Origin of the sequence: Streptomyces sp. NPDC014006 (assembly GCF_043088925.1) — a bacterium.
GTDB lineage: Bacteria > Actinomycetota > Actinomycetes > Streptomycetales > Streptomycetaceae > Streptomyces.
In genome coordinates, this window is sequence record NZ_JBICAJ010000003.1 from 354,691 (window position 1) to 375,411 (window position 20,721).

The window sequence follows — 20,721 nt, forward strand, 5'->3', positions numbered from 1 at the left end:
AAAGGCGCGAGGAGTCCAGTGCCTCGCCGAATCCTCAACGGAGCCGTCGCCATGGGGCACTACAAGTCGAATCTCCGAGACATCGAGTTCAACCTCTTCGAAGTACTGGGGCGCGACAAGGTGTACGGCACCGGCCCGTTCGAGGAGATGGACCTCGACACCGCCAAGAGCGTCCTGGAGGAGCTGACCCGCCTCTCCGAGAACGAGCTGGCCGCGTCCTTCTCCGACGCCGACCGCAACCCGCCGGTCTTCGACCCGGAGACCAACACCGCGCCCGTCCCCGAGTCCTTCAAGAACAGCTACCAGGCGTTCATGGACTCCGAGTACTGGCGGCTCGGCCTGCCCGAGGAGATCGGCGGCACCACCTCGCCGCGCTCCCTGATCTGGGCCTACGCCGAGCTGATCCTGGGCGCCAACCCGGCCGTGTGGATGTACTCCTCGGGCCCCGCATTCGCCGGCATCCTCTTCGAGGAGGGCAACGAGGTCCAGAAGCACATCGCCAAGATCGCGGTCGAGAAGCAGTGGGGCTCCACCATGGTCCTCACCGAGCCGGACGCCGGCTCGGACGTGGGCGCCGGCCGCACCAAGGCCGTGCAGCAGGAGGACGGCTCCTGGCACATCGAGGGCGTGAAGCGCTTCATCACCTCCGGTGAGCACGACATGTCGGAGAACATCCTCCACTACGTGCTCGCGCGTCCCGAGGGTGCTGGCCCCGGCACCAAGGGCCTGTCCCTCTTCCTCGTCCCGAAGTACCTCTTCGACTTCGAGACCGGCGAGCTGGGCGAGCGCAACGGCGTCTACGCCACCAACGTCGAGCACAAGATGGGCCTGAAGGCCTCCAACACGTGCGAGATGACCTTCGGCGACCAGCATCCCGCCAAGGGCTGGCTGATCGGCGACAAGCACGACGGCATCCGCCAGATGTTCCGCATCATCGAGTTCGCCCGCATGATGGTCGGCACGAAGGCGATCTCCACGCTGTCCACCGGCTACCTCAACGCGCTGGAGTACGCCAAGGAGCGCGTCCAGGGTCCGGACCTGGCCAACTTCATGGACAAGACCGCGCCCAAGGTCACCGTCACCCACCACCCCGACGTGCGCCGCTCGCTGATCACGCAGAAGGCGTACGCGGAGGGCATGCGCGCCCTGGTGCTGTACACCGCCTCGATCCAGGACGCGATCCAGATCAAGGAGGCGAACGGCGAGGACGCCTCCGCGGAGATCGCGCTGAACGACCTGCTCCTGCCGATCGTCAAGGGCTACGGCTCCGAGAAGGGCTACGAGCAGCTCGCCCAGTCGCTGCAGACCTTCGGCGGCTCCGGCTTCCTGCAGGAGTACCCGATCGAGCAGTACATCCGGGACTCCAAGATCGACACCCTCTACGAGGGCACCACCGCGATCCAGGGCCAGGACTTCTTCTTCCGGAAGATCGTCCGCAACCAGGGCGCCGCGCTGAACTCCCTCGCCGAGGACATCAAGAAGTTCCTGGCGCTCGGCACCGGCGGCGAGGAGCTGGCCGGCGCCCGCGAGCACCTGGCCAAGGCCGCCGTGGAGCTGGAGGCGATCGTCGGCCTGATGCTGACCGACCTCGCCGCCACCGAGCAGGACACCAAGAACATCTACAAGGTGGGCCTGAACACCACCCGCCTGCTCATGGCCTCCGGTGACGTCGTCGTCGGCTACCTGCTGCTCAAGGGCGCCGCGATCGCCGCCGAGAAGCTGGCCACGGCCTCCGCGAAGGACAAGGCGTTCTACACCGGCAAGATCGCCGCGGCGAAGTTCTTCGCCGCCAACGTCCTGCCCGGCGTCACCTGCGCCCGCAAGGTCGCCGAGGGCGTCGACCTGGACCTGATGGAGCTGGACGAGGCCGCGTTCTAGGAACCGGCCGAGACCCGGCGGAGGCCCGCTCTCCCAGCGGGCTCCCCTCCACACAGTCCTCACGAGGGCCTGCTCCCGCTTGACCGGGAGCGGGCCCTCGTCCGTCGTTAAGGTGAACCCATGAGCGAACCCTCACGCCCGGCCGCCGCCTCCACACCTTTCGACCGCGGCCACACCGACGACCTGATGACCTTCCTCGCGGTGAGCCCGTCGCCGTACCACGCCGTGGCGAACGCCGCCGAGCGGCTGGAGAAGGCCGGTTTCCGGCAGGTCGACGAGACGGACGCCTGGGACGGGACGAGCGGCGGCAAGTACGTGACGCGCGGCGGTGCCATCGTCGCCTGGTACGTCCCCGAGGGCGCCGCACCCCACACGCCGTTCCGCATCGTCGGCGCGCACACCGACTCCCCCAACCTGCGCGTGAAGCCGTTGCCCGACGCCGGCGCGCACGGCTGGCGGCAGGTCGCGGTGGAGATCTACGGCGGTCCCCTGCTGAACTCCTGGCTCGACCGCGACCTGGGCCTGGCCGGCCGGCTCACCCTGCGCGACGGCACCACCCGCCTGGTGAACGTCGACCGCCCGCTGCTGCGCGTCCCGCAGCTCGCGATCCACCTCGACCGCTCGGTGGGCACCGAGGGCCTCAAGCTCGACAAGCAGCGGCACTCCCAGCCGATCTGGGGCCTGGGCGACGACGTCCGCGAGGGCGACCTGATCTCCTTCCTGGAGCAGGAGGCCGGACTGGCGGCCGGCTCGGTCACCGGCTGGGACCTGATGACCCACTCCGTGGAACCGCCCGCCTACCTGGGCCGCGACCGGGAGCTGGTGGCCGGCCCGCGCATGGACAACCTGCTGTCGGTGCACGCGGCCGTCGCGGCGCTCACCGCCGTCGCCGGACGCGACCTGCCCTACATCCCCGTCCTGGCCGCCTTCGACCACGAGGAGAACGGCTCCCAGTCCGACACCGGGGCCGACGGTCCGCTGCTCGGATCGGTGATGGAGCGCTCGGTGTTCGCACGCGGCGGGACCTACGAGGACCGGGCGCGCGCCTTCGCCGGAACCGTCTGCCTCTCCTCCGACACGGGCCACGCGGTGCACCCCAACTACGCCGAGCGCCACGACCCCACGCACCACCCGCGGGTCAACGGCGGTCCCCTCCTCAAGGTCAACGTCAACAACCGCTACGCCACGGACGGTTCGGGCCGCGCGGTGTTCGCCGCCGCCTGCGAGAAGGCCGACGTTCCCTTCCAGTCGTTCGTGTCCAACAACTCCATGCCGTGCGGCACCACCATCGGACCCATCACCGCAGCCCGGCACGGCATCCGGACCGTCGACATCGGCGTGGCGATCCTCTCCATGCACAGCGCACGGGAGTTGTGCGGCGCCGACGACCCGTATCTGCTGGCCAACGCGCTGGTGGCGTTCCTGGAGAACTAGCCGGCCGCGCCGGAACGCCCATCAGCCGCATGGGGGTTGACAACCGGGGTACCCGACTGTCCGGACCGGAGAGACCGGACCGGACAGGGAGGCGACACTCATGGGCCTCGGCGGATGCATCATCCTCATCGCCGTGGGAGCCATCCTCACGTTCGCGACCGACTGGGACATGCAGGGGGTCAACCTCGACCTGGTCGGCATCATCCTGATGATCGTCGGACTGATCGGCGTCTCGACCTTCAGCAGTATCGCGCGTCGCCGACGTGTCATGGTCCCGCCGACGACGACCACGGTCGTCGAGGAGGAACGGCACCACCACACCCGCGACGGCTACAGCGACGGCTTCGGCGTCTGAGCGGCCCCCGCGGCTTCTACGGCACCTGGGCGAGGGTGCGGGACAGGTCGGTGCCCGCGCCCTCGCCCTGAAGCAGCAGTTCGGGCGGGGTGGCGGAGACCAGCAGACGGGTCGAGGTGCCGTATCCGGTGTCCAGCTTCTGACCGGGCGGCGCCTGGAAGACGACGTCCGGCCGGAGCGCGCCCGGCGCCACCTCGGTGGCCTGCCGCTGGGTGCGGTGGGCCACGGCGTCCACCCGGACCGCCCCCTCGGGCAGCCGCAGCCGGGCCAGCCGGTGCCGCGCGGACTCCACGACCACGATGTCGTCGCCGACGAGCACGGCGTCGCTGGGCTCGCGCAGATCCGTTGCCGGCGTCGTGACCTCACCGCTCGCGGGGTCGTAGCGGCGCGGGGCGTGGTTGTAGGTGTCGCAGACGGAGACCGAACCGTCGGGCAGGGCGGTGACCCCGAGCGGGTGCTGCGACAGCGCCTGGCCGGCGGCGCCGTCGCGGTGCCCGAAGTCGAACAGACCGGTGCCGACGGGTGGTCCCAGAAGTCGAGAACGACGATCCGTCCGCGCAGGTCGGCGAGGCGGTACCGCTGCCCACCGGGGTTCAGCCAGCCACCCTCGTCGGCCGGCCCGGGGGCGCGGACTCGGGCGCGACGGGATGCGGAGGGGCTCATGGATCGAGGGTGCCACCCGCCTGTGTGACAGTCAGCTCAGCGCGTGGCCGGTCGTCGCGTCCACATGGGCCGGGACCTCGTCGTGGCGGTCGCCGACGGTGAGGGTGCCGGTGGGTTCGAGGAGAAGGATCTCCGTCGGGGCGGGGGCGTACGGCTTGTGCTCCGTGCCGCGCGGGACCGTGAAGAGGGAGCCCTGCGGGAGGATTACCGTGCGTTCCCCGGACAGTTCGCGCAGGGCGATGTGCAGTTCGCCGGAGAGGACCAGGAAGAACTCGTCGGTGTGGTCGTGGACGTGCCAGACGTGCTCACCCTCCACCTTCGCGACTCGGACGTCGTAGTCGTTGACGGTGGTGACGATCCGCGGGCTCCACCGCTCGGTGAAGGAGGCGAGGGCGGTGGCCAGGGAGATCGGTTCGCTGCTCGTTTCGCTGCTCATGGCGTCATCCTGCGTCTGGCCCGGTGGCATGCGCGAGTGCTAGGAATCGCACATGCCGCAAGGATCCTCGCACCGTGTCGTCCTGATCGTCGACGAGAACTCCAACCCCTTCGAGATGAGCTGTGCCATCGAGGTCTTCGGCCTGCGCCGCCCGGAACTGGGCCGCGAGCTGTACGACTTCCGGCTGTGCGCGGCCGGGCCGGAGACCCGGATGCGGGAGGGGTTCTTCACCCTCACCGGTGTCGCGGGGCTGGAGGCCGCCGAGGAGGCGGACACGCTGATCGTGCCGAACCGTCCAGACACCGACACCCCGCGCGCCCCGCGCATGCTGGACGCGGTGCGCCGGGCGCACGCGCGGGGCGCCCGGCTCATCGGCTTCTGCTCCGGCGCGTTCACGATCGCGGAGGCCGGACTGCTCGACGGCCGCCGCGCGGCCTGCCACTGGATGTGGGCGCAGTCGTTCCGCGCACGGTTCCCCGAGGTGCGGCTCGAACCGGACGTGCTGTTCGTGGACGACGGCGACATCCTCACCGCGTCAGGCAGCGCGTCGGCCCTCGATCTCGGCCTGCACGTCGTCCGCCGCGATCACGGCGCGGAGATCGCGAACCACGTCGCCCGGCGCCTGGTCTTCGCCGCCCACCGCGACGGCGGGCAGCGCCAGTTCGTGGAACGCCCGGTGGCGGCCGTCCCGGACGAGTCCCTCGGTCCGGTCCTGGCCTGGGCGCAGGAACGTCTCGACCAGCCGCTCACGGTCGCCGATCTCGCGGCACGCGCGCGTGTCAGCCCGGCCACGCTGCACCGGCGCTTCCGCGCACAGCTCGGCACGACACCGCTGGCGTGGCTGACGGCGGAGCGGGTGACGCTCGCGCGACGGCTCATCGAACGGGGTGAGGAGCGGCTGGACGTCGTCGCGGCGCGCAGCGGTCTGGGCACCGCGGCCAACCTGCGGGCGCGGCTGCGGCGCGAGACCGGACTCAGCCCGTCGGCCTACCGGCGGCGTTTCTCGGGGGCCACCGGGGAAGCGCTCACCGCATGAGATTCCTCGTGTACGACCGGCTCCTCGGCATCGGCGACGACTACTGGATCGAGGACGACCACGGCAGCAAGGTCTTCCTCGTCGACGGCAAGGCCATGCGCCTGCGGGACACCTGGGAGCTGAAGGACACCCAGGGACGCGTCCTGATCGACATCCACCAGAAGATGTTCGCCCTGCGCGACACGATGGTGATCGAGCGGGCCGGCGAACCCCTGGCGACGATCAAGCGCCGGCGGCTCTCACTGCTGCGCAACCACTACCGGGTGACCCTGGCCGACGGCACCGAGCTGGACGTCAGCGGCAAGATCCTGGACCGGGAGTTCGCCGTCGAGTACGACGGCGAACTGCTGGCCGTGATCTCCCGCCGCCGGCTCACCGTCCGCGACACCTACGGCCTCGACGTCGTCCGCGACGACGCGGACCCGGCGCTGCTCATCGCGGTCGCGGTGTGCGTGATCCACCTGGCGGAGAAGGAACGGGAGGAGGACTGACCCGGGGCGGCGATCAGCGCCGGGGCGCCTCGAGGCCCAGCACCCGGTCCTTCAGCGCCGGGAACTGCTCACGGGTCGTGGCGACCTTCGCCGGGTCGAACTCCACCGGGAGGACCTCCTCCCCGGCACCCGCCTCGGCGAGGACCTCACCCCACGGGTCGACCACGATGGAGTGACCCGCCTGCGGAACTCCCGCATGCGTCCCGGCCGTTCCACAGGCGAGCACGAACGCCTGGTTCTCCACCGCCCGCGCCTGGGCCAGCAGCGTCCAGTGCGCCCGGCGGCGCTCCGGCCAGCCCGCCGGGATCACCAGGGTCTCGGCGCCGGCGTCGACGAGGCCGCGGAAGAGTTCGGGGAAACGGAGGTCGTAACAGGTCGCCACGCCGAGCGTGGTCCACGGCAGACGCACCGTCACCAGCTCATGCCCCGCGCCCATGAGCACCGCCTCGCCCTTGTCGAAGCCGAAGCGGTGGATCTTGCGGTAGGCGGCGGCGAGGTCACCGGACGGGGAGAAGACGAGGGAGGTGTTGTAGAGGTGACCGTCAGGGCCTCGCTCGGGGATGGACCCGGCGTGCAGCCACACACCCACGTCGCTCGCGGCCTTGGCCATCGCCTCGAAGGTCGGTCCCTCGAGCGGCTCGGCCTCGGTGCCGAACTCCTCGTAGGCGAAGGCCCCGCACGTCCACAGCTCCGGCAGGACGACGAGGTCCACGGAGCCGGCCTGCTCACGCACCAGGGAGGCGGCCCGCAGCCGCCGGTCCGCCACCGATTCGCCCTCGTTCACGGCGATCTGGATCAAAGAGGCGCGCACACTACCACCGTCCTGGCAAACGGGCCGCCCACGCGGGTGGCCACACGGCCTACGATCGTCACGAGAAAGCACTGCCGGGGTGCCTCGGAGCAGCGTAACTTAGCCATTCCAGACACCGCCGAGTGCAGCCGCCTCCCACTGGCACCGCCGCCACCACCTGCCCGTGTACACGACCGCCGAGGGGTCCCGTTTCCGTGAGTCTGCATCCCACTCTCCAGCCCTACGCCGATGCCTGGACCCACTCCATCGAGGCGATATCCGAGCTGGTGCAGCCGCTGGCGGACGCCGACTGGAACCGTCGTACCCCGTGCCCGGGCTGGTCGGTGCGCGACATCGTGTCGCACGTCATCGGGCTGGACTGCGAGATGCTCGGCGACCCCCGCCCCATCCACACGCTGCCGCGCGACCTGTTCCACGTCACCAACGACCACCAGCGCTACATGGAGATACAGGTCGACGTCCGCCGCCACCACACGGCGCCGGAGATGACGTCCGAGCTGGAGTACACGGTCATCCGCCGCAACCGCCAGCTGCGCAACGACTCCCGCGACCCCGGCACCAAGGTGCGCGGCCCCCTCGGCGCCGAGCTCACCCTGGAGGAGTCGATGCGGCGGCACGCCTTCGACGTGTGGGTGCACGAACAGGACCTGCGCACGGCCCTCGGCCGCCCCGGCAACCTGGACTCCCCGGGCGCGCACGTCGCCCGTGACGTCCTGCTGGACGCCCTGCCGCAGGTCGTCGCCGAGCGCGCCGGGGCTCCGCGCAGCTCGGCGGTCGTCTTCGACGTGCACGGCCCGGTCGAGTTCCTGCGCACGATCCGCGTCGACATCCAGGGCCGCGGCACCCTGGAGAGCACCCCCGCTCTCGGCCCCGCCGCCACCCTCACCCTCGACTGGGAGACCTACGTCCGCCTGGCCTGCGGCCGCGTGAGCCCGGAGTCGGCGTCGGACCGCATCAAGACGGAGGGCGACCTGGATCTGGCGGCGGCGATCCTGCGCCACTTCCCGGTGACGCCGTAGGACGTGGGGCACGCCGGGGCGCCCCGCCCGTGCCGGGCAGCGCCCCCACGGCGGTCACCTCGTCGACGCCGGGGCCCCTCGACGCGGGCCCACACACCCCGTCACGCCGGTACGTGCACCGTCTCCACCCGGCTGGCCACCAGCCGCTCCCGCTCCCTGCGCGCCGCGCGCCTGCGCAGCCGCAGGATCTGCGAGACACCCAGCGCCTGGAGCACGAACACGGCCGAGAACGCCACGGTGTAGTCGTCTCCGGTGGCGTCCAGCAGCACGCCCACCGCGAGCAGCGTCGTCATGGAGGCGACGAACCCGCCCATGTTCGTGATCCCGGACGCCGTCCCCTGCCGCTCCGGAGGATTCGCGGGCCGCGCGAAGTCGAAGCCGATCATCGACGCCGGTCCGCACGCCCCGAGCACCGCGCACAGCACGATCAGCAGCCACATCGGGGCGTGCGCGCCGGGGCAGGCGAGCGTGGCCGCCCACAGCAGCGCCGTCGCCCCGACGGTGCCGAGCGCCAGCGGCAGCCGCGCCTCGTGGTGCCGGGCGACGATCTGGCCGTAGACCAGGCCGACGACCATGTTGGACAGCACGACGAGGGTGAGCAGTTCGCCGGCCGTGGCACGGCTGAGCCCCTGGTCCTCGACGAGGAACGGCAGCCCCCACAGCAGCAGGAACACCATCGCCGGGAACTGCGTCGTGAAGTGCACCCACAGTCCCAGCCGGGTCCCCGGCTCCCGCCAGGACGCGGCGATCTGCCGGCGCACATAGGCCGCGCCCCGGTGCGTCGGCGGCTCCGGCTCGAACCCCTCCGGGTGGTCCTTCAGGAAGAGCAGCAGCAGGGCGAACACGACGACACCGGCGATCGCGCTGCCCCCGAACGCGGCGCTCCAGCCGATGCCGTGCAGCAGCCGCGCCAGCACCAGCGTGGAGACGAGGTTGCCGGCCATGCCCACCAGCCCGGCGAGCTGGGCGACGAGCGGCCCGCGCCGGGCGGGGAACCAGCGCCCGCCGAGCCGCAGCACGCTGATGAAGGTCATCGCGTCGCCGCAGCCCAGCAGGGCCCGTGAGGCGAGCGCCATGCCGTACGACGGCAGGAAGGCGAAGCCGAGCTGTCCGATCGTGAACAGCACCACGCCGAGGCCCAGCACCTTCTTGGTGCCGAGCCGGTCGACGAGCAGGCCGACGGGTATCTGCATGCCGGCGTAGACGAGCAGTTGGAGGATGGAGAAGGTGGACAGCGCGGACGCGCCCACGTGGAAGCGCTCGACGGCGTCGAGGCCGGCCACCCCCAGGGACGTACGGAAGATGACGGCGACGAAGTAGACGGCGACGCCGATGGACCAGACGGCGATCGCGCGCCGTCCGCCCGGCGGGTCGCCCGGCAGGGTGGCGGAGGAGGACGGGGCACTCATCGGACCTCCCCGCGGGCCAGGTGGGAGAACCAGCCCACGTGCCGGTGGACGATGTCCACGGCTCCCTCCGCGTCCCCCGAGCGCAGCGCGGCGAGGATCTCCTCGTGCTCGGCGAGGGTCTTGGCGATCCGGTCGGGGTGGGAGTGCATGACGGCGACGCCCATCCGCAGCTGCCGGTCGCGCAACTGGTCGTACAGGCGCGAGAGGATCTCGTTGCCGCCGCTGCGTACGATCTCGGCGTGGAAGCAACGGTCGGTGACGGCGGCGGCGGCGAGATCACCGGCGGCGGCCTGTGCCTTCTGCTTCGCGAGCAGCTGTTCGAGCCGCTCGATGAGTCCCGGCGGGGCGGGCACTGCCTTGCGGGCCGCGTGCTCCTCGACCAGCAGCCGCGTCTCGACGACGTCGGCGATCTCCTGGGCGGAGACCGGCAGGACGAGGGCCCCCTTCTTCGGGTAGAGCCTGATCAGCCCCTCCACCTCCAGCCGCAGCAGCGCCTCGCGCACCGGCGTGCGGGAGACTCCGACGGCCTCGGCGAGTTCACCCTCGGTGAGGAGGATGCCGCCTTCGTAGCGGCGGTCCAGGACGCCCTGCTTGACGTGGGCGTAGACGCGGTCGGCGGCGGGTGGTTGCTTCACAGGGGCGGACGGGGCGGCTGGCATGCCCACAGGATAGATACATCACGTACGCAATCAGCAGCCCGTTCCAGTATCCGGACAGCGGCGCCCCGCCGCCCGGTCCCTCTTCCGAGTGACGAACCGAACTGCCCCCGGTATGCGTACAACCATGTGCACCAGGTACGCGTCACACCTGTGCGGCCCCATCTGCTTTCCCCTCAACCAGGCCGCTCCCTAAGGGGCATTCACCAATAATCGGGGTATCTCAGTTGATTACCGCCATTTCCGGCATCAAGGGCAACCGGCTGCGCCGTGCCGCCGCGGTCACCGTCACCGCCGGCGCCCTGCTCACCACCGGCGCCCTCACCGCGGCCCCCGCGCAGGCCGTCACGACGCCGTCCATCGTGGCCAAGGGCGGCTACGTGATGAACAACGGCACCGGCAAGGACCTGTACAACAAGGCGGCGGACACCCGGCGTTCCACCGGCTCCACCACCAAGATCATGACCGCGAAGGTCGTGCTCTCACAGCGGAACCTCAACCTGGACGCCAAGGTCACCATCCAGAAGGCGTACAGCGACTATGTCGTCTCCAAGAACGCCTCGCAGGCCCATCTGATCGTCGGCGACAAGGTCACCGTCCGTCAGCTGCTCTACGGGCTGATGCTGCCCTCCGGCTGCGACGCCGCCTACGCGCTGGCCGACAAGTTCGGCACCGGCACCACACGCGACGCGCGCGTGAAGTCCTTCATCGGCAAGATGAACGCCGACGTCAAGAACCTCGGCCTGAAGAACACCCACTTCGACTCCTTCGACGGCATCGGCAACGGCGGCAACTACTCGACGCCGCGCGACCTGACGAAGATCGCCGCCAGCGCGATGAAGAACGCCAACTTCCGCGCGATCGTGAAGACGAAGTCCTACACCGCGAAGACCATCACCAAGACGGGCAGCACCCGCACGATGGGCGCGTGGACCAACACCAACACGCTGCTGAGCAGCTACAGCGGCACCATCGGCGTCAAGACCGGCTCCGGCAAGGAGGCCGGCTACTGCCTGGTCTTCGCCGCGACCCGGGGCGGCAAGACCGTCATCGGCACGGTCCTGTCCTCCACGAACGCCTCCACCCGCGCGTCGGACGCCACGAAGCTCCTGAACTACGGCTTCTCCAAGGCCTGACACCCACTCACCTCGCTTTGCCCGACGGGCCCGCCGCACTCCAGCGACGGGCCCGTCGCCCTGTCGGCGGCACACTGATGGTGCTAGCGTCATTGGCACCATGCTGCTGCGTCTGGACCTGAACGACACGCGCCCCCTGCACGAGCAGGTCGCGGGCGCGATCCGGCGGGCCGTAGCCGAGGGCGAGTGCCGCGCGGGCGACCGTCTGCCGTCGGCCCGCGACCTCGCCGCGGCCCTGGACATCAACGTCAACACCGTCCTGCGCGGCCTGCGCGAACTACGGGACGAAGGGCTGCTGGAGTTTCGCCGTGGCCGGGGCATCACCGTCGCCGAGGGCGCCACCCGCCGCTCGGGCCTCCAGATCCGGGTGCGGGAACTGCTCGCGGAGGCGTCCCGACTGGGCTACAGCCGGACCGACGTCATCGAGATGATCCGGGGGGTGTCGTGACGACTGGTGAGGACGCGGGGCGCGACGGGGGGCGTACGGCGGCACGCTGGGCCGTTGTGGGTTGTACGGCCGCCGTCGCGGCGCTGATCGTGGTGGTGCCGTGGCTGTTGCGGGACCGGCTCCCCGACCGGTTGGCCACCCACTGGAGCGGGGGCGCGGCCCCCGACGGCTCGATGCCGTTCCGGGCGGCGTCCCTGTTCCCGGCGGCGATATGGCTGCTGGTCGTCCTCGCGGTGGGCCTGCGATGGCGCCGCTCATGGCCGACGCGCCGCACCTGGGTACCGGTGGCGCTGGCGCCGACGGCGACGATCCTCGTCGGCGCGCAGATCTCCGTCGTCCTGGCGAACCTGGACCGGACCCACTGGCACGACGCCCGTCAGCCGACTGCCGGCATCGCCGTGACCCTGGCCCTCGCCGCCCTCACCGGGGTGGTGACCTGGAGGCTCACCGTCCGCTCCGCGGCGACCGCGCCCCCGGCGCCGGGCCCGGAACTGCCCCTGGCCGACGACGAACAAGTGGTCTGGTTCTCCCGTGTCTCCAACCCCTGGCTCCAGTTGCTGGCGGCGCTGACCGGCCTGCTCACCGTCGCCACCGCCGTGGCCCTCGCCCTGGGCCTCGCCGCCCCGGCCGCGCTGTGGCCCGTGCTCCTGGGCGGCGCGGTCGTCTCCGTCGCCACGGCCCTCTGCTCGTCGGTCCAGGCGAAGGTCTCGGAAGCCGGCCTGGACGTCGCCTTCGGCCCATTCGGAAGGCCCACCCGCCGGTGGGCCCCGGCCGCCATCGAGTCGGCCCGTGCCGAACAGCGCCTGCCGTCCCAGGTCGGCGGCTGGGGCTACCGCCTCAGCAGCCTCGGCACCACGGTCATGCTCCGCGCCGGCGACTGTCTGGTCATACGGCCACGGGGCCGCCGTACGGACTTCGCGGTGAGCGTGGACGACGCGGAACGGGGGGCGGCACTGCTCAACGCGCTGCGCGCGCGGCAGCGTCCGTGAAGGCGGCCCAGGCGGAGGCATGAGGCGGTGGTCCGGCACGAAATCCGTTTGTGGGACCGGTCGTGCGCTGCCTACCGTCGGGGCATCGACGTGTAGCTCAGCAGCAGAGCACCGGGCTCGGGACCCGGAGGGCGCGGGGGCGGAACCCGCCACGTCGGCTATGAACGACGACGCTGAGCAGCAGCACCTCACGCAGGTGAACCCCGGATACGCGGCCGGCCGACTGGCCGCCGCACTCCGTACGGCCGCCACCCACCCTGACCGGCAGACCCGCCGGCGCGGCGAGGAACGCGGACGCAAGTGGCGTGCCGTGCTGGACGGGATGGCGAGCGGCCTGCTGACGATCGGTTCCCGTACGCCCGTGGCCGGGCTGCCCGCGTGGGTCACACCCGAGGTCGTCCGTGGTGGCTTCGCGACCGGCATGCCCAGTGCGGGCGGTCCGCTGCTCGACTTCGAGATCACCGCGGCGCGTCGCGCCGGTGTGCCCGAGGTGCGCCGGGAGTTGTTCCGCTATTTCCTGACCGATGACGGGCTCGCTCACCTGGGCGGCCTGCTCGACAGCGGTCGTTACGAGGTGGCCGTCCCCGAGGAGGCCGCTCTGCTCACCGTGGCCTGGCTGGTCCGGGCCGGAGAGCTCGACGCCGCACTGGACCTGGTCGAGGAGCTGGTGCCGTTCGCGGACCGGCTGCGGTTCAGCCCGCGACCGTCCGACCGGCCCGCGCCCGGGCCGGACGCGGTCCACCGCTCCACTGTCGGCGAGGCCGCCCAGACCCTCGCACGCCGGCGCCCCAGCACGGCCGTCGAGACGCAGCGCGAGGCGCTGGCCGTCTGGCAGCCCTTCGGTGACGAACTGCTCCTGCACTGGCTGGAGGTGACGAACGAGGAGGGATACATCTGCCTCCCCGGCCCCGGCGACCCCTGGCACCTCCGCTCCGCCGAGCTGCTGCGCCGCTACTGCGACCTGGCCCGGCGCCACACGTACTGCACCAAGCACCTCAAGCCCGGCGAGAACCTGGGCATCCTGCGCGGTGCGCTGGAGCAGACCGTGGCCGGGCGGGAACTCCCGCCGCGACGGCTCGGGCTGCTGCGGCACGCCGTCGCCTCCATGGTGCGGCGGCGCGGGGTCCCCGGCTCCGCCGAGCACACGGCGCTCCGCCGCGAGCAGGCGGCCCAGGCCTCGCTTCCCTCGCACCACGCGCTGGCCCGGGTCGTGCTGGGGCGGCTGTCCGGCCTGCCGCAGGACGGCGGGGCGGGCGAGGTGGAGCCGCTCGTCGCACCGGTGAGCGCCGAGGAGTCCGACGAGGCCGGTGTGCCCGTGGGCACGGCCGTGCCGGACGCCGTGCGCCGACCGGTCGAGGCGGCGCTCAGCGCGCCCGTCGGCACGCTCGTGGAGCGCGGTGTCGTGCCCTCGGCGGAGGTTCTGGCCGAACTGGTCCCCCAGCTCGTCGCCGCCACCACCGCAGCGGCACACCGTGATCCCGCGCTGCGGTCGCTCGCCGCCGCCAACTACCGCGCATTCCGCAACCGCCGCTCCCTGCTGCTGCTCAACCTCCAGCGGCAGGTACGCGTGGAAGAGCTGCCGTGGGTGCGGGCCGTGGCCGCACACCGTGTCGGCGACGGGGCGGACGAGGTGGCGGCCGCCACGCTGCGGCAGCTGGGTGGGCTCGCGGTGCGGGCGTTCCCCGGCACCATCCTGCCGAACCCGCTGGTCCGCGAGCTGTCCGTACTGGCCCGGCAGGCGGAGCTGAGTGCGCCCTTCGTGGAGGAACTCGCCGCGGACATCTTCATGGGCACGTTCACCCCGAAGTTCCTGACCGCCGCGCGCGCGGCGGCCGAACTCCTCGGCGGCGGCTCGCTGTACGAGCGTTACTACGCCATCGACTACCGGGCGGTGCGCAATCTGGCGGTCGTCGAAGCGGGCGAGGCCGTCCGCCGGTCGGGCGGGGCGCGTACGTCCCCCGGGTTCGCCACACTGTGCCGGCAGCGGGCCGCCGAGTTCGCACCGGGCACAGGCGCGTTCGGCTCCTCGGTCGCCGCGAACGGCACGGTGATCGAGCAGGCACAGATCCTCACCACGCACAACCTGGCGACGCTCGTCGACCGGGTCGGGATCGAGCCCGGCGCGGGCTGGGACGAGCTGGCCCTGTCCTGTTTCGCGGCGGTGTGCCGGCTGACCGGGCGCGTGCACCGCAACCCGCGTCCGCTCGGCACCATCAAGGACGTCGCCTACGGCTGGCGGCAGATGGTGTTCTTCGTGACACTGTGCGCGCCGGACGACCAGCGGCGGACCGTGGACCGTCTGACGGAGGAGCTCGCGCGGCAGCCCTGGCACGTCGCCGCACGCCTCGCCCCCGCCCTCACGGGCCTGCGGCAGGTGGTGCGGGGCGGGTCGGCGGACGAAGGCGAAGGCCGGCGACTGCTGGGGTGGACCACCGGTGACCACTGGCTGCGCGCGGACCCGGAACCGACGGGCCCTGGTGTACCGCGTTGGGAAGGGGCGAGACCGTGAGCGGTGGTTGCGGCCTCAGCATGCTCGCAGGTGCGAGCAGCAGCGGGACTGTCCCGAGACAGTGGCTGAGAGTCACTGTCTCGGGAGGTCCGACGGTCACGCCCAGGTGATCAACCGCTTCGGCTGTTCCAGGATCGCCGCCACGTCGGCCAGGACCTTGGAGCCCAACTCGCCGTCCACCAGGCGGTGGTCGAAGCTCAGCGCCAGCGTGGTGACCTGGCGCGGCTTGACCTTGCCCTTGTGGACCCACGGCTGGAGCTTGATCGCGCCGACCGCGAGGATCGCCGACTCACCGGGGTTGAGGATCGGCGTGCCGGTGTCGACGCCGAAGACGCCGACGTTCGTGATCGTCACCGTGCCGCCCTGCATCGCCGCCGGGGACGTCTTGCCCTCGCGGGCCGTCGACACCAGGTCGGACAGCGCGTCGGACAGCTCCGGCAGCGTCTTGGCGTGGGCGTCCTTGATGTTGGGGACGATCAGGCCGCGCGGAGTGGCCGCGGCGATGCCGAGATTGACGTAGTGCTTGACCACGATCTCCTGGGCCGCCTCGTCCCAGGACGCGTTGATGTCCGGGTTGCGGCGGATGGCGATCAGCAGCGCCTTGGCGATCAGCAGCAGGGGGTTCACGCGGCGGCCGGCGAACTCCTTGTCCTGCTTCAGCTCCTCGACCAGCTTCATCGTGCGGGTCACGTCGATCGTCACGAACTCCGTGACGTGCGGCGCGGTGAACGCGGAGCCGACCATCGCCGCGGCCGTCGCCTTGCGGACGCCCTTGATGGGGATGCGGGTCTCGCGGGCGGTGTCGTACGACGCCGGGGCCGCCGCCGGGGCGACCGTCCTCGGCTGGGGCGCCGGCTCCGTGGCCGGTTCCGTGACCTGCTGCGGGGCCGCCGCCGCGTGGACGTCCTCGCGAGTGATGACGCCGTCCGGGCCGGACGGGGTGACCGTCGCGAGGTCGACGCCGAGGTCCTTGGCCAGCTTGCGCACCGGCGGCTTGGCCAGCGGGCGCGGCCGGTCCATGACCTCCGCGGGGCCGTGGCCGTTCAGCTCCGCCTGGACCGCCGCCGCGGCGGGCTCCTGCGCGGTGGCCGGTGCCTTGCGCGGGCGGCGCTTGGTGGACGAGGTCGCCACGCCGTAGCCGACCAGGACCGGCTGGCGGCCCGAGCCGACGGACGCGGCTTCCTTCGGTTCCTCGGCCTTCACAGCCTCGCCCTTCGGGGCCTCGGCCTTCTCGGCCTCCGGCTGCGGTGCCTCCTCGGCCGGTGCCCCGCCGGACACGTCGACGGCGATGATCGCCGTGCCCACGTCGACCGTGGTGCCCTCGGGGAAGCGCAGCTCGCGGACCACGCCGTCGTAGGGGATGGGCAGTTCGACGGCCGCCTTGGCGGTCTCGACCTCGCACACCACCTGGCCGTCGGTGACCGTGTCGCCCGGCTGGACGTACCACTTGAGGATCTCGGCCTCGGTGAGTCCCTCGCCCACGTCGGGCATCTTGAACTCGCGTACGGACCCTTCAGTCATCGTCGTCACGACCCTCTCCTCAGTACGCCAGGGCACGGTCGACGGCGTCGAGCACCCGGTCCAGGTCCGGCAGATACTCCTCCTCCAGGCGGGCCGGCGGGTACGGGGCGTGGTAACCGCCCACGCGCAGCACGGGCGCCTCCAGGTGGTAGAAGCAGCGCTCCGTGATCCGGGCGGCGATCTCCGCGCCGGAGCCGAAGAACACCGGTGCCTCATGGACGACGATCAGGCGACGGGTCTTCTCCACCGAGGCCTGGATGGTGTCGAAGTCCAGCGGGGAGACCGAGCGCAGGTCCAGGACCTCCAGGTTGCGGCCCTCCTCGGCGGCCGCGTCCGCGACCTCCTGGCAGAGCTTCACCATCGGGCCGTACGCGGCGAGGGTCAGGTCGGTGCCCGGGCGGACCACCTGGGCCTTGTGCAGGGGGCCGGGGATCGCCTCGGTGTTGACCTCGCCCTTGTCCCAGTAGCGCCGCTTCGGCTCGAAGAAGATCACCGGATCGTCGCTCTGGATGGCCTGCTGCATCATCCAGTACGCGTCGGAGGCGTTGGACGGGGAGACCACCTTCAGGCCCGCCACGTGCGCGAAGAGCGCCTCGGGGGACTCGGAGTGGTGCTCGACCGCGCCGATGCCACCGCCGTAGGGGATGCGGATGACGACCGGCATCTTGACCTTGCCCAGCGAGCGGGCGTGCATCTTCGCCAGCTGGGTGACGATCTGGTCGTAGGCCGGGAAGACGAATCCGTCGAACTGGATCTCCACGACCGGGCGGTAGCCGCGCAGGGCCAGGCCGATGGCCGTGCCGACGATGCCGGACTCGGCGAGCGGGGTGTCGATGACGCGGTCGTCACCGAAGTCCTTCTGCAGGCCGTCCGTCACCCGGAAGACACCGCCGAGCTTGCCGACGTCCTCACCCATGATGAGGACCTTGGGGTCGGTTTCCAGGGCGCGGCGCAGCGACTCGTTGATCGCCTTGGCCAGGGCCATCTTCTCCGCTGCCATGTCAGACCCCCTCTGCGTCCGTGAACGACGCCTGGTAGGCGGCGAACTGGGCGCGCTCCTCGTCGACGAGCGCGTGCCCGTCCGCGTACACGTTCTCGAAGATGGCGAAGTGGTCCGGGTCCTGCATGGCGCGGACCGCTTCGCGCACTCGTTTGCCCAACGCTTCGCTCTCGGCCTCGAGTTCCGCGAAGAATCCCTCGTCCGCGTGGTTTGAGGCCTCCAGGTAGCGGCGAAGGCGCAGGATCGGGTCCTTGGCCTCCCAGGCGAGGCGCTCCTCGTCACCGCGGTAGCGCGAGGGGTCGTCGGAGGTGGTGTGGGCGCCCATGCGGTAGGTCCACGCCTCGATCAGTGCCGGGCCCTCACCGCGCCGGGCGCGCTCCAGCGCCCACCGGGTCACGGCGAGGGAGGCCAGCACGTCGTTGCCGTCGACGCGCACACCCGGGAAGCCGAAACCCTGGGCGCGCTGGTAGAGGGGCACGCGGGTCTGCTTCTCGTTGGACTCGGAGATCGCCCACTGGTTGTTCTGGCAGAAGAACACGACCGGCGCGTTGTAGACGGCGGCGAAGTTGAACGCCTCGTTCACGTCGCCCTGGCTGGAGGCGCCGTCGCCGAAGTAGGCGATGACCGCGCTGTCGGCGCCGTCCTTGGCGATGCCCATGGCGTAGCCGGTGGCGTGCAGCGCCTGGGAGCCGATGACGATCGTGTAGAGGTGGAAGTTGTTGCCGTTGGGGTCCCACCCGCCGTTGTTCACACCCCGGAACATGCCGAGCAGGTTGGTCGGGTCGACGCCGCGGCACCAGGCGACGCCGTGCTCGCGGTAGGTCGGGAAGACGTAGTCGTCCTCGCGGGTGGCGCGGCCGGAGCCGATCTGGGCGGCCTCCTGGCCGAGCAGCGAGGCCCACAGGCCCAGCTCACCCTGGCGCTGCAGGGAGGTGGCCTCGGCGTCGAAGCGGCGGGTGAGCACCATGTCGCGGTAGAGGCCGCGCAGCTCCTCGGGGGTGATGCCGGCGACGTAGGCGTCGTACTCGGCGTTCTTGACCCGCTTGCCCTCGGGCGTCAGCAGCTGTACGAGCTCCGGCTCGGTGCTCTTCGCGGCGCGGGTGGTGCGGGTGGCGCGCTTGGTACCGGTGTTTCCGGCCGTCTTGCCACCGCTGGTTGCGGTCGCCGTGCTGCCGTCGGTCCCGGCCTTGCTTGCGGCGCTGCGTCGCGGCTTGCGCGGGGCAGTGCTCTCCACGGTCACGTGTGCTCCTCCGTCGGTCCGGCCCCGGGGTTGCCGGTTGGCCTGGGGGTCCCCCCTGCTCGTCGAGAGCTTGGGGGAGGCTCACCTGATCCGACCACCGGGCACGGGGTGGGTGCCACTCGGCCGGGAACAGGCGTGACAGGTGCCCCGGCGAGCGCCCTGCAACAATCACGTTACCCAGTGCTCCACATTTCTGTGAAACCCCTTCTGACCTGCGTTTTTACTCGGATTTCCAAGTACTTTTGATAGGAGGTCCGAGTACTTCGCCGGTCTTTCGGGGATGCCGCTGGTCACGGCCGTGCAGGGGGCCGGAACAGGGGGCACGTTATCCCGGTCACCCCTGGCTCGGGAAGAGCTTGCGGGTGACGGCGCCCCGGCGCGTGGAGCCGAACGAATCGCCGTATTCGCCTCTGACGGAGGCCGGCACCTCCTCACCCCGGGCGGTTTATACGGAATTTATTCCGGACCGGTGATGCCATACGCCCTTTTGGATGCGCGCGGCACCTTTCGGCTCCGCCCCCCTCACTCCACTGGACCATTTCCGGTACACCCTGCGACCGGAAATGACTGTCTGTGACAACGCCCAGCTCACAGGCTCGGTTCCTGCCCTAGCATCGGGGCGTGCCGCGCCCGTGTGTACCACCCCCCGCGCCTCAGGCGCCCCCGTTACGCGCCTTGTTGAGCCGTTATGCCGCCGGTTCCGTGCTCTCCTGCGAGCCGGTCGCCCAGGGCCTGCTGAACCGCGGCTACCACCTGTGCACCACCCGCGGGCGCTACTTCCTCAAGCACCACTCCGACCCCGACACCGCCGATCCGGCCGCGATCGAGCGCCGGCACCGCGCCACCCAGCGCCTGGCCGGGCTCGGCGTCCCGGTGGTCCCGCCGCTGACCGGCCGCGACGGCCGTACGGTCGCCGTGATCGGCGGCCATGCCTACGCCCTGCACCCCTGGATCGACGGCCGCCACCGCCACGGCGGCCAGCTCACCAGGAGTGAGTCCGCGCGCCTGGGCGCCCTCCTGGGCGCCGTGCACGCCTGCCTGGAGCGCGTGATGCCACCCAAGGGGCGCACCCGGCCCTCCGCGAGCCCCCATCCCGTGGAGAGCGCCGACCCGGCGGCCACCTTCACGCTCATCGACGAACTCCTCGCGCGCGTGGGCCGCCACCGCCCCGCCGACTCCTTCGACGAGCTGGCCCGCCACCGCCTGCTGGAGCGCCGCGAGCTGCTGCGACGGCACGCCGGCCGGCGCCCTCCGTGCGGCGGGCCGGTGGGCTGGGTGCACGGCGACTTCCACCCGTTCAACCTGCTCTACCGCGACGAGGCGCCCGCCGCGATCGTCGACTGGGACCGTCTGGGCGTACAGCCGCGTGCCGAGGAGGCCGTACGCGCCGCCGTGATCTTCTTCGTCCAGCCGGGGGGCACCCTCGATCTGCCCAAGGTGCGCGCCTACGCACGCGCCTACCGGCGCGCCGCCGGGGCCACGTCCTGCGAGCTGGCGGCGGCCGTGCACCGGGTGTGGTGGGAGCGGCTGAACGACTTCTGGATGCTGCGCTGGCACTACGAGCGCGACGACACCCGCGCGGATCCGCAGTTCCCGGCGGCGTCCGCGCTCGTCGTGTGGTGGACGCGGCGCTACGAGGCCGTCAGCGACGCGTTCACGCAGTGAGCGACGCGTCTTCGTCCCAAGTGAC

The 20,721-nt window shown here is 71.4% G+C and carries 18 protein-coding genes, 1 tRNA gene and 1 pseudogene; 12 read left to right on the forward strand and 8 right to left on the reverse strand.

From position 1 onward, the window contains the following. The first annotated feature begins 51 nt into the window (after positions 1 to 51). The 3 genes from ACF1GV_RS13820 (at position 52) to ACF1GV_RS13830 (ending at position 3,667) form a co-directional block, all read left to right on the forward strand. On the forward strand, positions 52 to 1,878 hold the full coding sequence (locus ACF1GV_RS13820) for an acyl-CoA dehydrogenase (protein ID WP_391680435.1): 1,827 nt from the start codon (positions 52 to 54) through the stop codon (positions 1,876 to 1,878). Positions 1,879 to 1,998: 120 nt separating this feature from the next. Then, positions 1,999 to 3,312, forward strand: a complete 1,314-nt coding sequence (locus ACF1GV_RS13825) for a M18 family aminopeptidase (protein ID WP_391680099.1) — start codon at positions 1,999 to 2,001, stop codon at positions 3,310 to 3,312. 100 nt (positions 3,313 to 3,412) lie between these two features. Next, complete coding sequence (locus ACF1GV_RS13830; RefSeq protein ID WP_363265244.1) at positions 3,413 to 3,667, forward strand: DUF6458 family protein; 255 nt, start codon at positions 3,413 to 3,415, stop codon at positions 3,665 to 3,667. Between the two features lie 19 nt (positions 3,668 to 3,686). Here the strand turns inward: ACF1GV_RS13830 and ACF1GV_RS13835 are convergent. Together ACF1GV_RS13835 and ACF1GV_RS13840 are read right to left on the reverse strand one after the other, a co-directional pair. Further along, positions 3,687 to 4,190 (reverse strand): annotated as a pseudogene (locus ACF1GV_RS13835) (alkyl hydroperoxide reductase); the annotation flags it as partial. Between the two features lie 171 nt (positions 4,191 to 4,361). Then, on the reverse strand, positions 4,362 to 4,766 hold the full coding sequence (locus ACF1GV_RS13840; RefSeq protein ID WP_391680101.1) for a cupin domain-containing protein: 405 nt from the start codon (positions 4,764 to 4,766) through the stop codon (positions 4,362 to 4,364). A 52-nt stretch (positions 4,767 to 4,818) separates the two neighbouring features. Here ACF1GV_RS13840 and ACF1GV_RS13845 point away from each other — a divergent pair, with 52 nt between their 5' ends. Together ACF1GV_RS13845 and ACF1GV_RS13850 are read left to right on the forward strand one after the other, a co-directional pair. Then, positions 4,819 to 5,802, forward strand: a complete 984-nt coding sequence (locus ACF1GV_RS13845; protein ID WP_391680103.1) for a GlxA family transcriptional regulator — start codon at positions 4,819 to 4,821, stop codon at positions 5,800 to 5,802. Beyond that, on the forward strand, positions 5,799 to 6,293 hold the full coding sequence (locus ACF1GV_RS13850) for an LURP-one-related/scramblase family protein (RefSeq protein ID WP_391680104.1): 495 nt from the start codon (positions 5,799 to 5,801) through the stop codon (positions 6,291 to 6,293). The genes ACF1GV_RS13845 and ACF1GV_RS13850 overlap by 4 nt, the downstream gene beginning before the upstream one ends. A gap of 13 nt (positions 6,294 to 6,306) precedes the next feature. Here the strand turns inward: ACF1GV_RS13850 and ACF1GV_RS13855 are convergent, their stop codons facing one another. Continuing rightward, on the reverse strand, positions 6,307 to 7,104 hold the full coding sequence (locus ACF1GV_RS13855; RefSeq protein WP_391680105.1) for a carbon-nitrogen family hydrolase: 798 nt from the start codon (positions 7,102 to 7,104) through the stop codon (positions 6,307 to 6,309). Positions 7,105 to 7,298: 194 nt separating this feature from the next. On the opposite strand from ACF1GV_RS13855, the gene ACF1GV_RS13860 reads away from it, so the two are divergent. Continuing rightward, the gene (locus tag ACF1GV_RS13860; RefSeq protein WP_391680107.1) at positions 7,299 to 8,123 is read left to right on the forward strand and encodes a maleylpyruvate isomerase family mycothiol-dependent enzyme; all 825 of its coding nucleotides are present in this window, start codon (positions 7,299 to 7,301) and stop codon (positions 8,121 to 8,123) included. 101 nt (positions 8,124 to 8,224) lie between these two features. Here ACF1GV_RS13860 and ACF1GV_RS13865 read toward each other — a convergent pair whose 3' ends face one another. Beyond that, positions 8,225 to 9,532: a nitrate/nitrite transporter gene (locus tag ACF1GV_RS13865; protein ID WP_391680108.1), complete on the reverse strand. Its 1,308-nt coding sequence runs from the start codon at positions 9,530 to 9,532 to the stop codon at positions 8,225 to 8,227. Beyond that, positions 9,529 to 10,191, reverse strand: coding sequence for a GntR family transcriptional regulator (locus ACF1GV_RS13870; RefSeq protein ID WP_391680109.1), 663 nt, complete (start codon positions 10,189 to 10,191; stop codon positions 9,529 to 9,531). The genes ACF1GV_RS13865 and ACF1GV_RS13870 overlap by 4 nt, the downstream gene beginning before the upstream one ends. 224 nt (positions 10,192 to 10,415) lie before the next feature. On the opposite strand from ACF1GV_RS13870, the gene ACF1GV_RS13875 reads away from it, so the two are divergent. From ACF1GV_RS13875 to ACF1GV_RS13895, 5 genes are all read left to right on the forward strand, one after another. Further along, positions 10,416 to 11,324: a D-alanyl-D-alanine carboxypeptidase family protein gene (locus ACF1GV_RS13875; protein WP_391680110.1), complete on the forward strand. Its 909-nt coding sequence runs from the start codon at positions 10,416 to 10,418 to the stop codon at positions 11,322 to 11,324. Positions 11,325 to 11,424: 100 nt separating this feature from the next. Beyond that, entirely contained in the window at positions 11,425 to 11,772 is a 348-nt protein-coding gene (locus ACF1GV_RS13880) for a GntR family transcriptional regulator (protein WP_363265254.1), read from the forward strand. Continuing rightward, the gene (locus tag ACF1GV_RS13885) at positions 11,769 to 12,761 is read left to right on the forward strand and encodes a DUF1648 domain-containing protein (RefSeq protein ID WP_391680111.1); all 993 of its coding nucleotides are present in this window, start codon (positions 11,769 to 11,771) and stop codon (positions 12,759 to 12,761) included. The genes ACF1GV_RS13880 and ACF1GV_RS13885 overlap by 4 nt, the downstream gene beginning before the upstream one ends. 86 nt (positions 12,762 to 12,847) lie before the next feature. Further along, positions 12,848 to 12,919 (forward strand) — tRNA-Pro (locus ACF1GV_RS13890). A 2-nt stretch (positions 12,920 to 12,921) separates the two neighbouring features. Beyond that, the gene (locus tag ACF1GV_RS13895) at positions 12,922 to 15,270 is read left to right on the forward strand and encodes a hypothetical protein (protein ID WP_391680112.1); all 2,349 of its coding nucleotides are present in this window, start codon (positions 12,922 to 12,924) and stop codon (positions 15,268 to 15,270) included. 96 nt (positions 15,271 to 15,366) lie between these two features. Here the strand turns inward: ACF1GV_RS13895 and ACF1GV_RS13900 are convergent, their stop codons facing one another. From ACF1GV_RS13900 to pdhA, 3 genes are read right to left on the reverse strand one after another with little or no spacing between them, the layout of a single operon-like run. Further along, positions 15,367 to 16,800, reverse strand: a complete 1,434-nt coding sequence (locus ACF1GV_RS13900) for a dihydrolipoamide acetyltransferase family protein (RefSeq protein ID WP_391680113.1) — start codon at positions 16,798 to 16,800, stop codon at positions 15,367 to 15,369. A gap of 10 nt (positions 16,801 to 16,810) precedes the next feature. Then, positions 16,811 to 17,791: an alpha-ketoacid dehydrogenase subunit beta gene (locus tag ACF1GV_RS13905; RefSeq protein WP_363265257.1), complete on the reverse strand. Its 981-nt coding sequence runs from the start codon at positions 17,789 to 17,791 to the stop codon at positions 16,811 to 16,813. A 1-nt stretch (position 17,792) separates the two neighbouring features. Continuing rightward, on the reverse strand, positions 17,793 to 19,031 hold the full coding sequence (gene pdhA, locus ACF1GV_RS13910; RefSeq protein ID WP_391680115.1) for a pyruvate dehydrogenase (acetyl-transferring) E1 component subunit alpha: 1,239 nt from the start codon (positions 19,029 to 19,031) through the stop codon (positions 17,793 to 17,795). A 621-nt stretch (positions 19,032 to 19,652) separates the two neighbouring features. On the opposite strand from pdhA, the gene ACF1GV_RS13915 reads away from it, so the two are divergent. Continuing rightward, positions 19,653 to 20,696 carry a phosphotransferase gene (locus ACF1GV_RS13915; RefSeq protein ID WP_391680116.1) on the forward strand — a complete coding sequence of 348 codons (1,044 nt, stop codon included), beginning with the start codon at positions 19,653 to 19,655 and terminating at the stop codon, positions 20,694 to 20,696. The last annotated feature ends 25 nt before the right edge of the window (positions 20,697 to 20,721 follow it).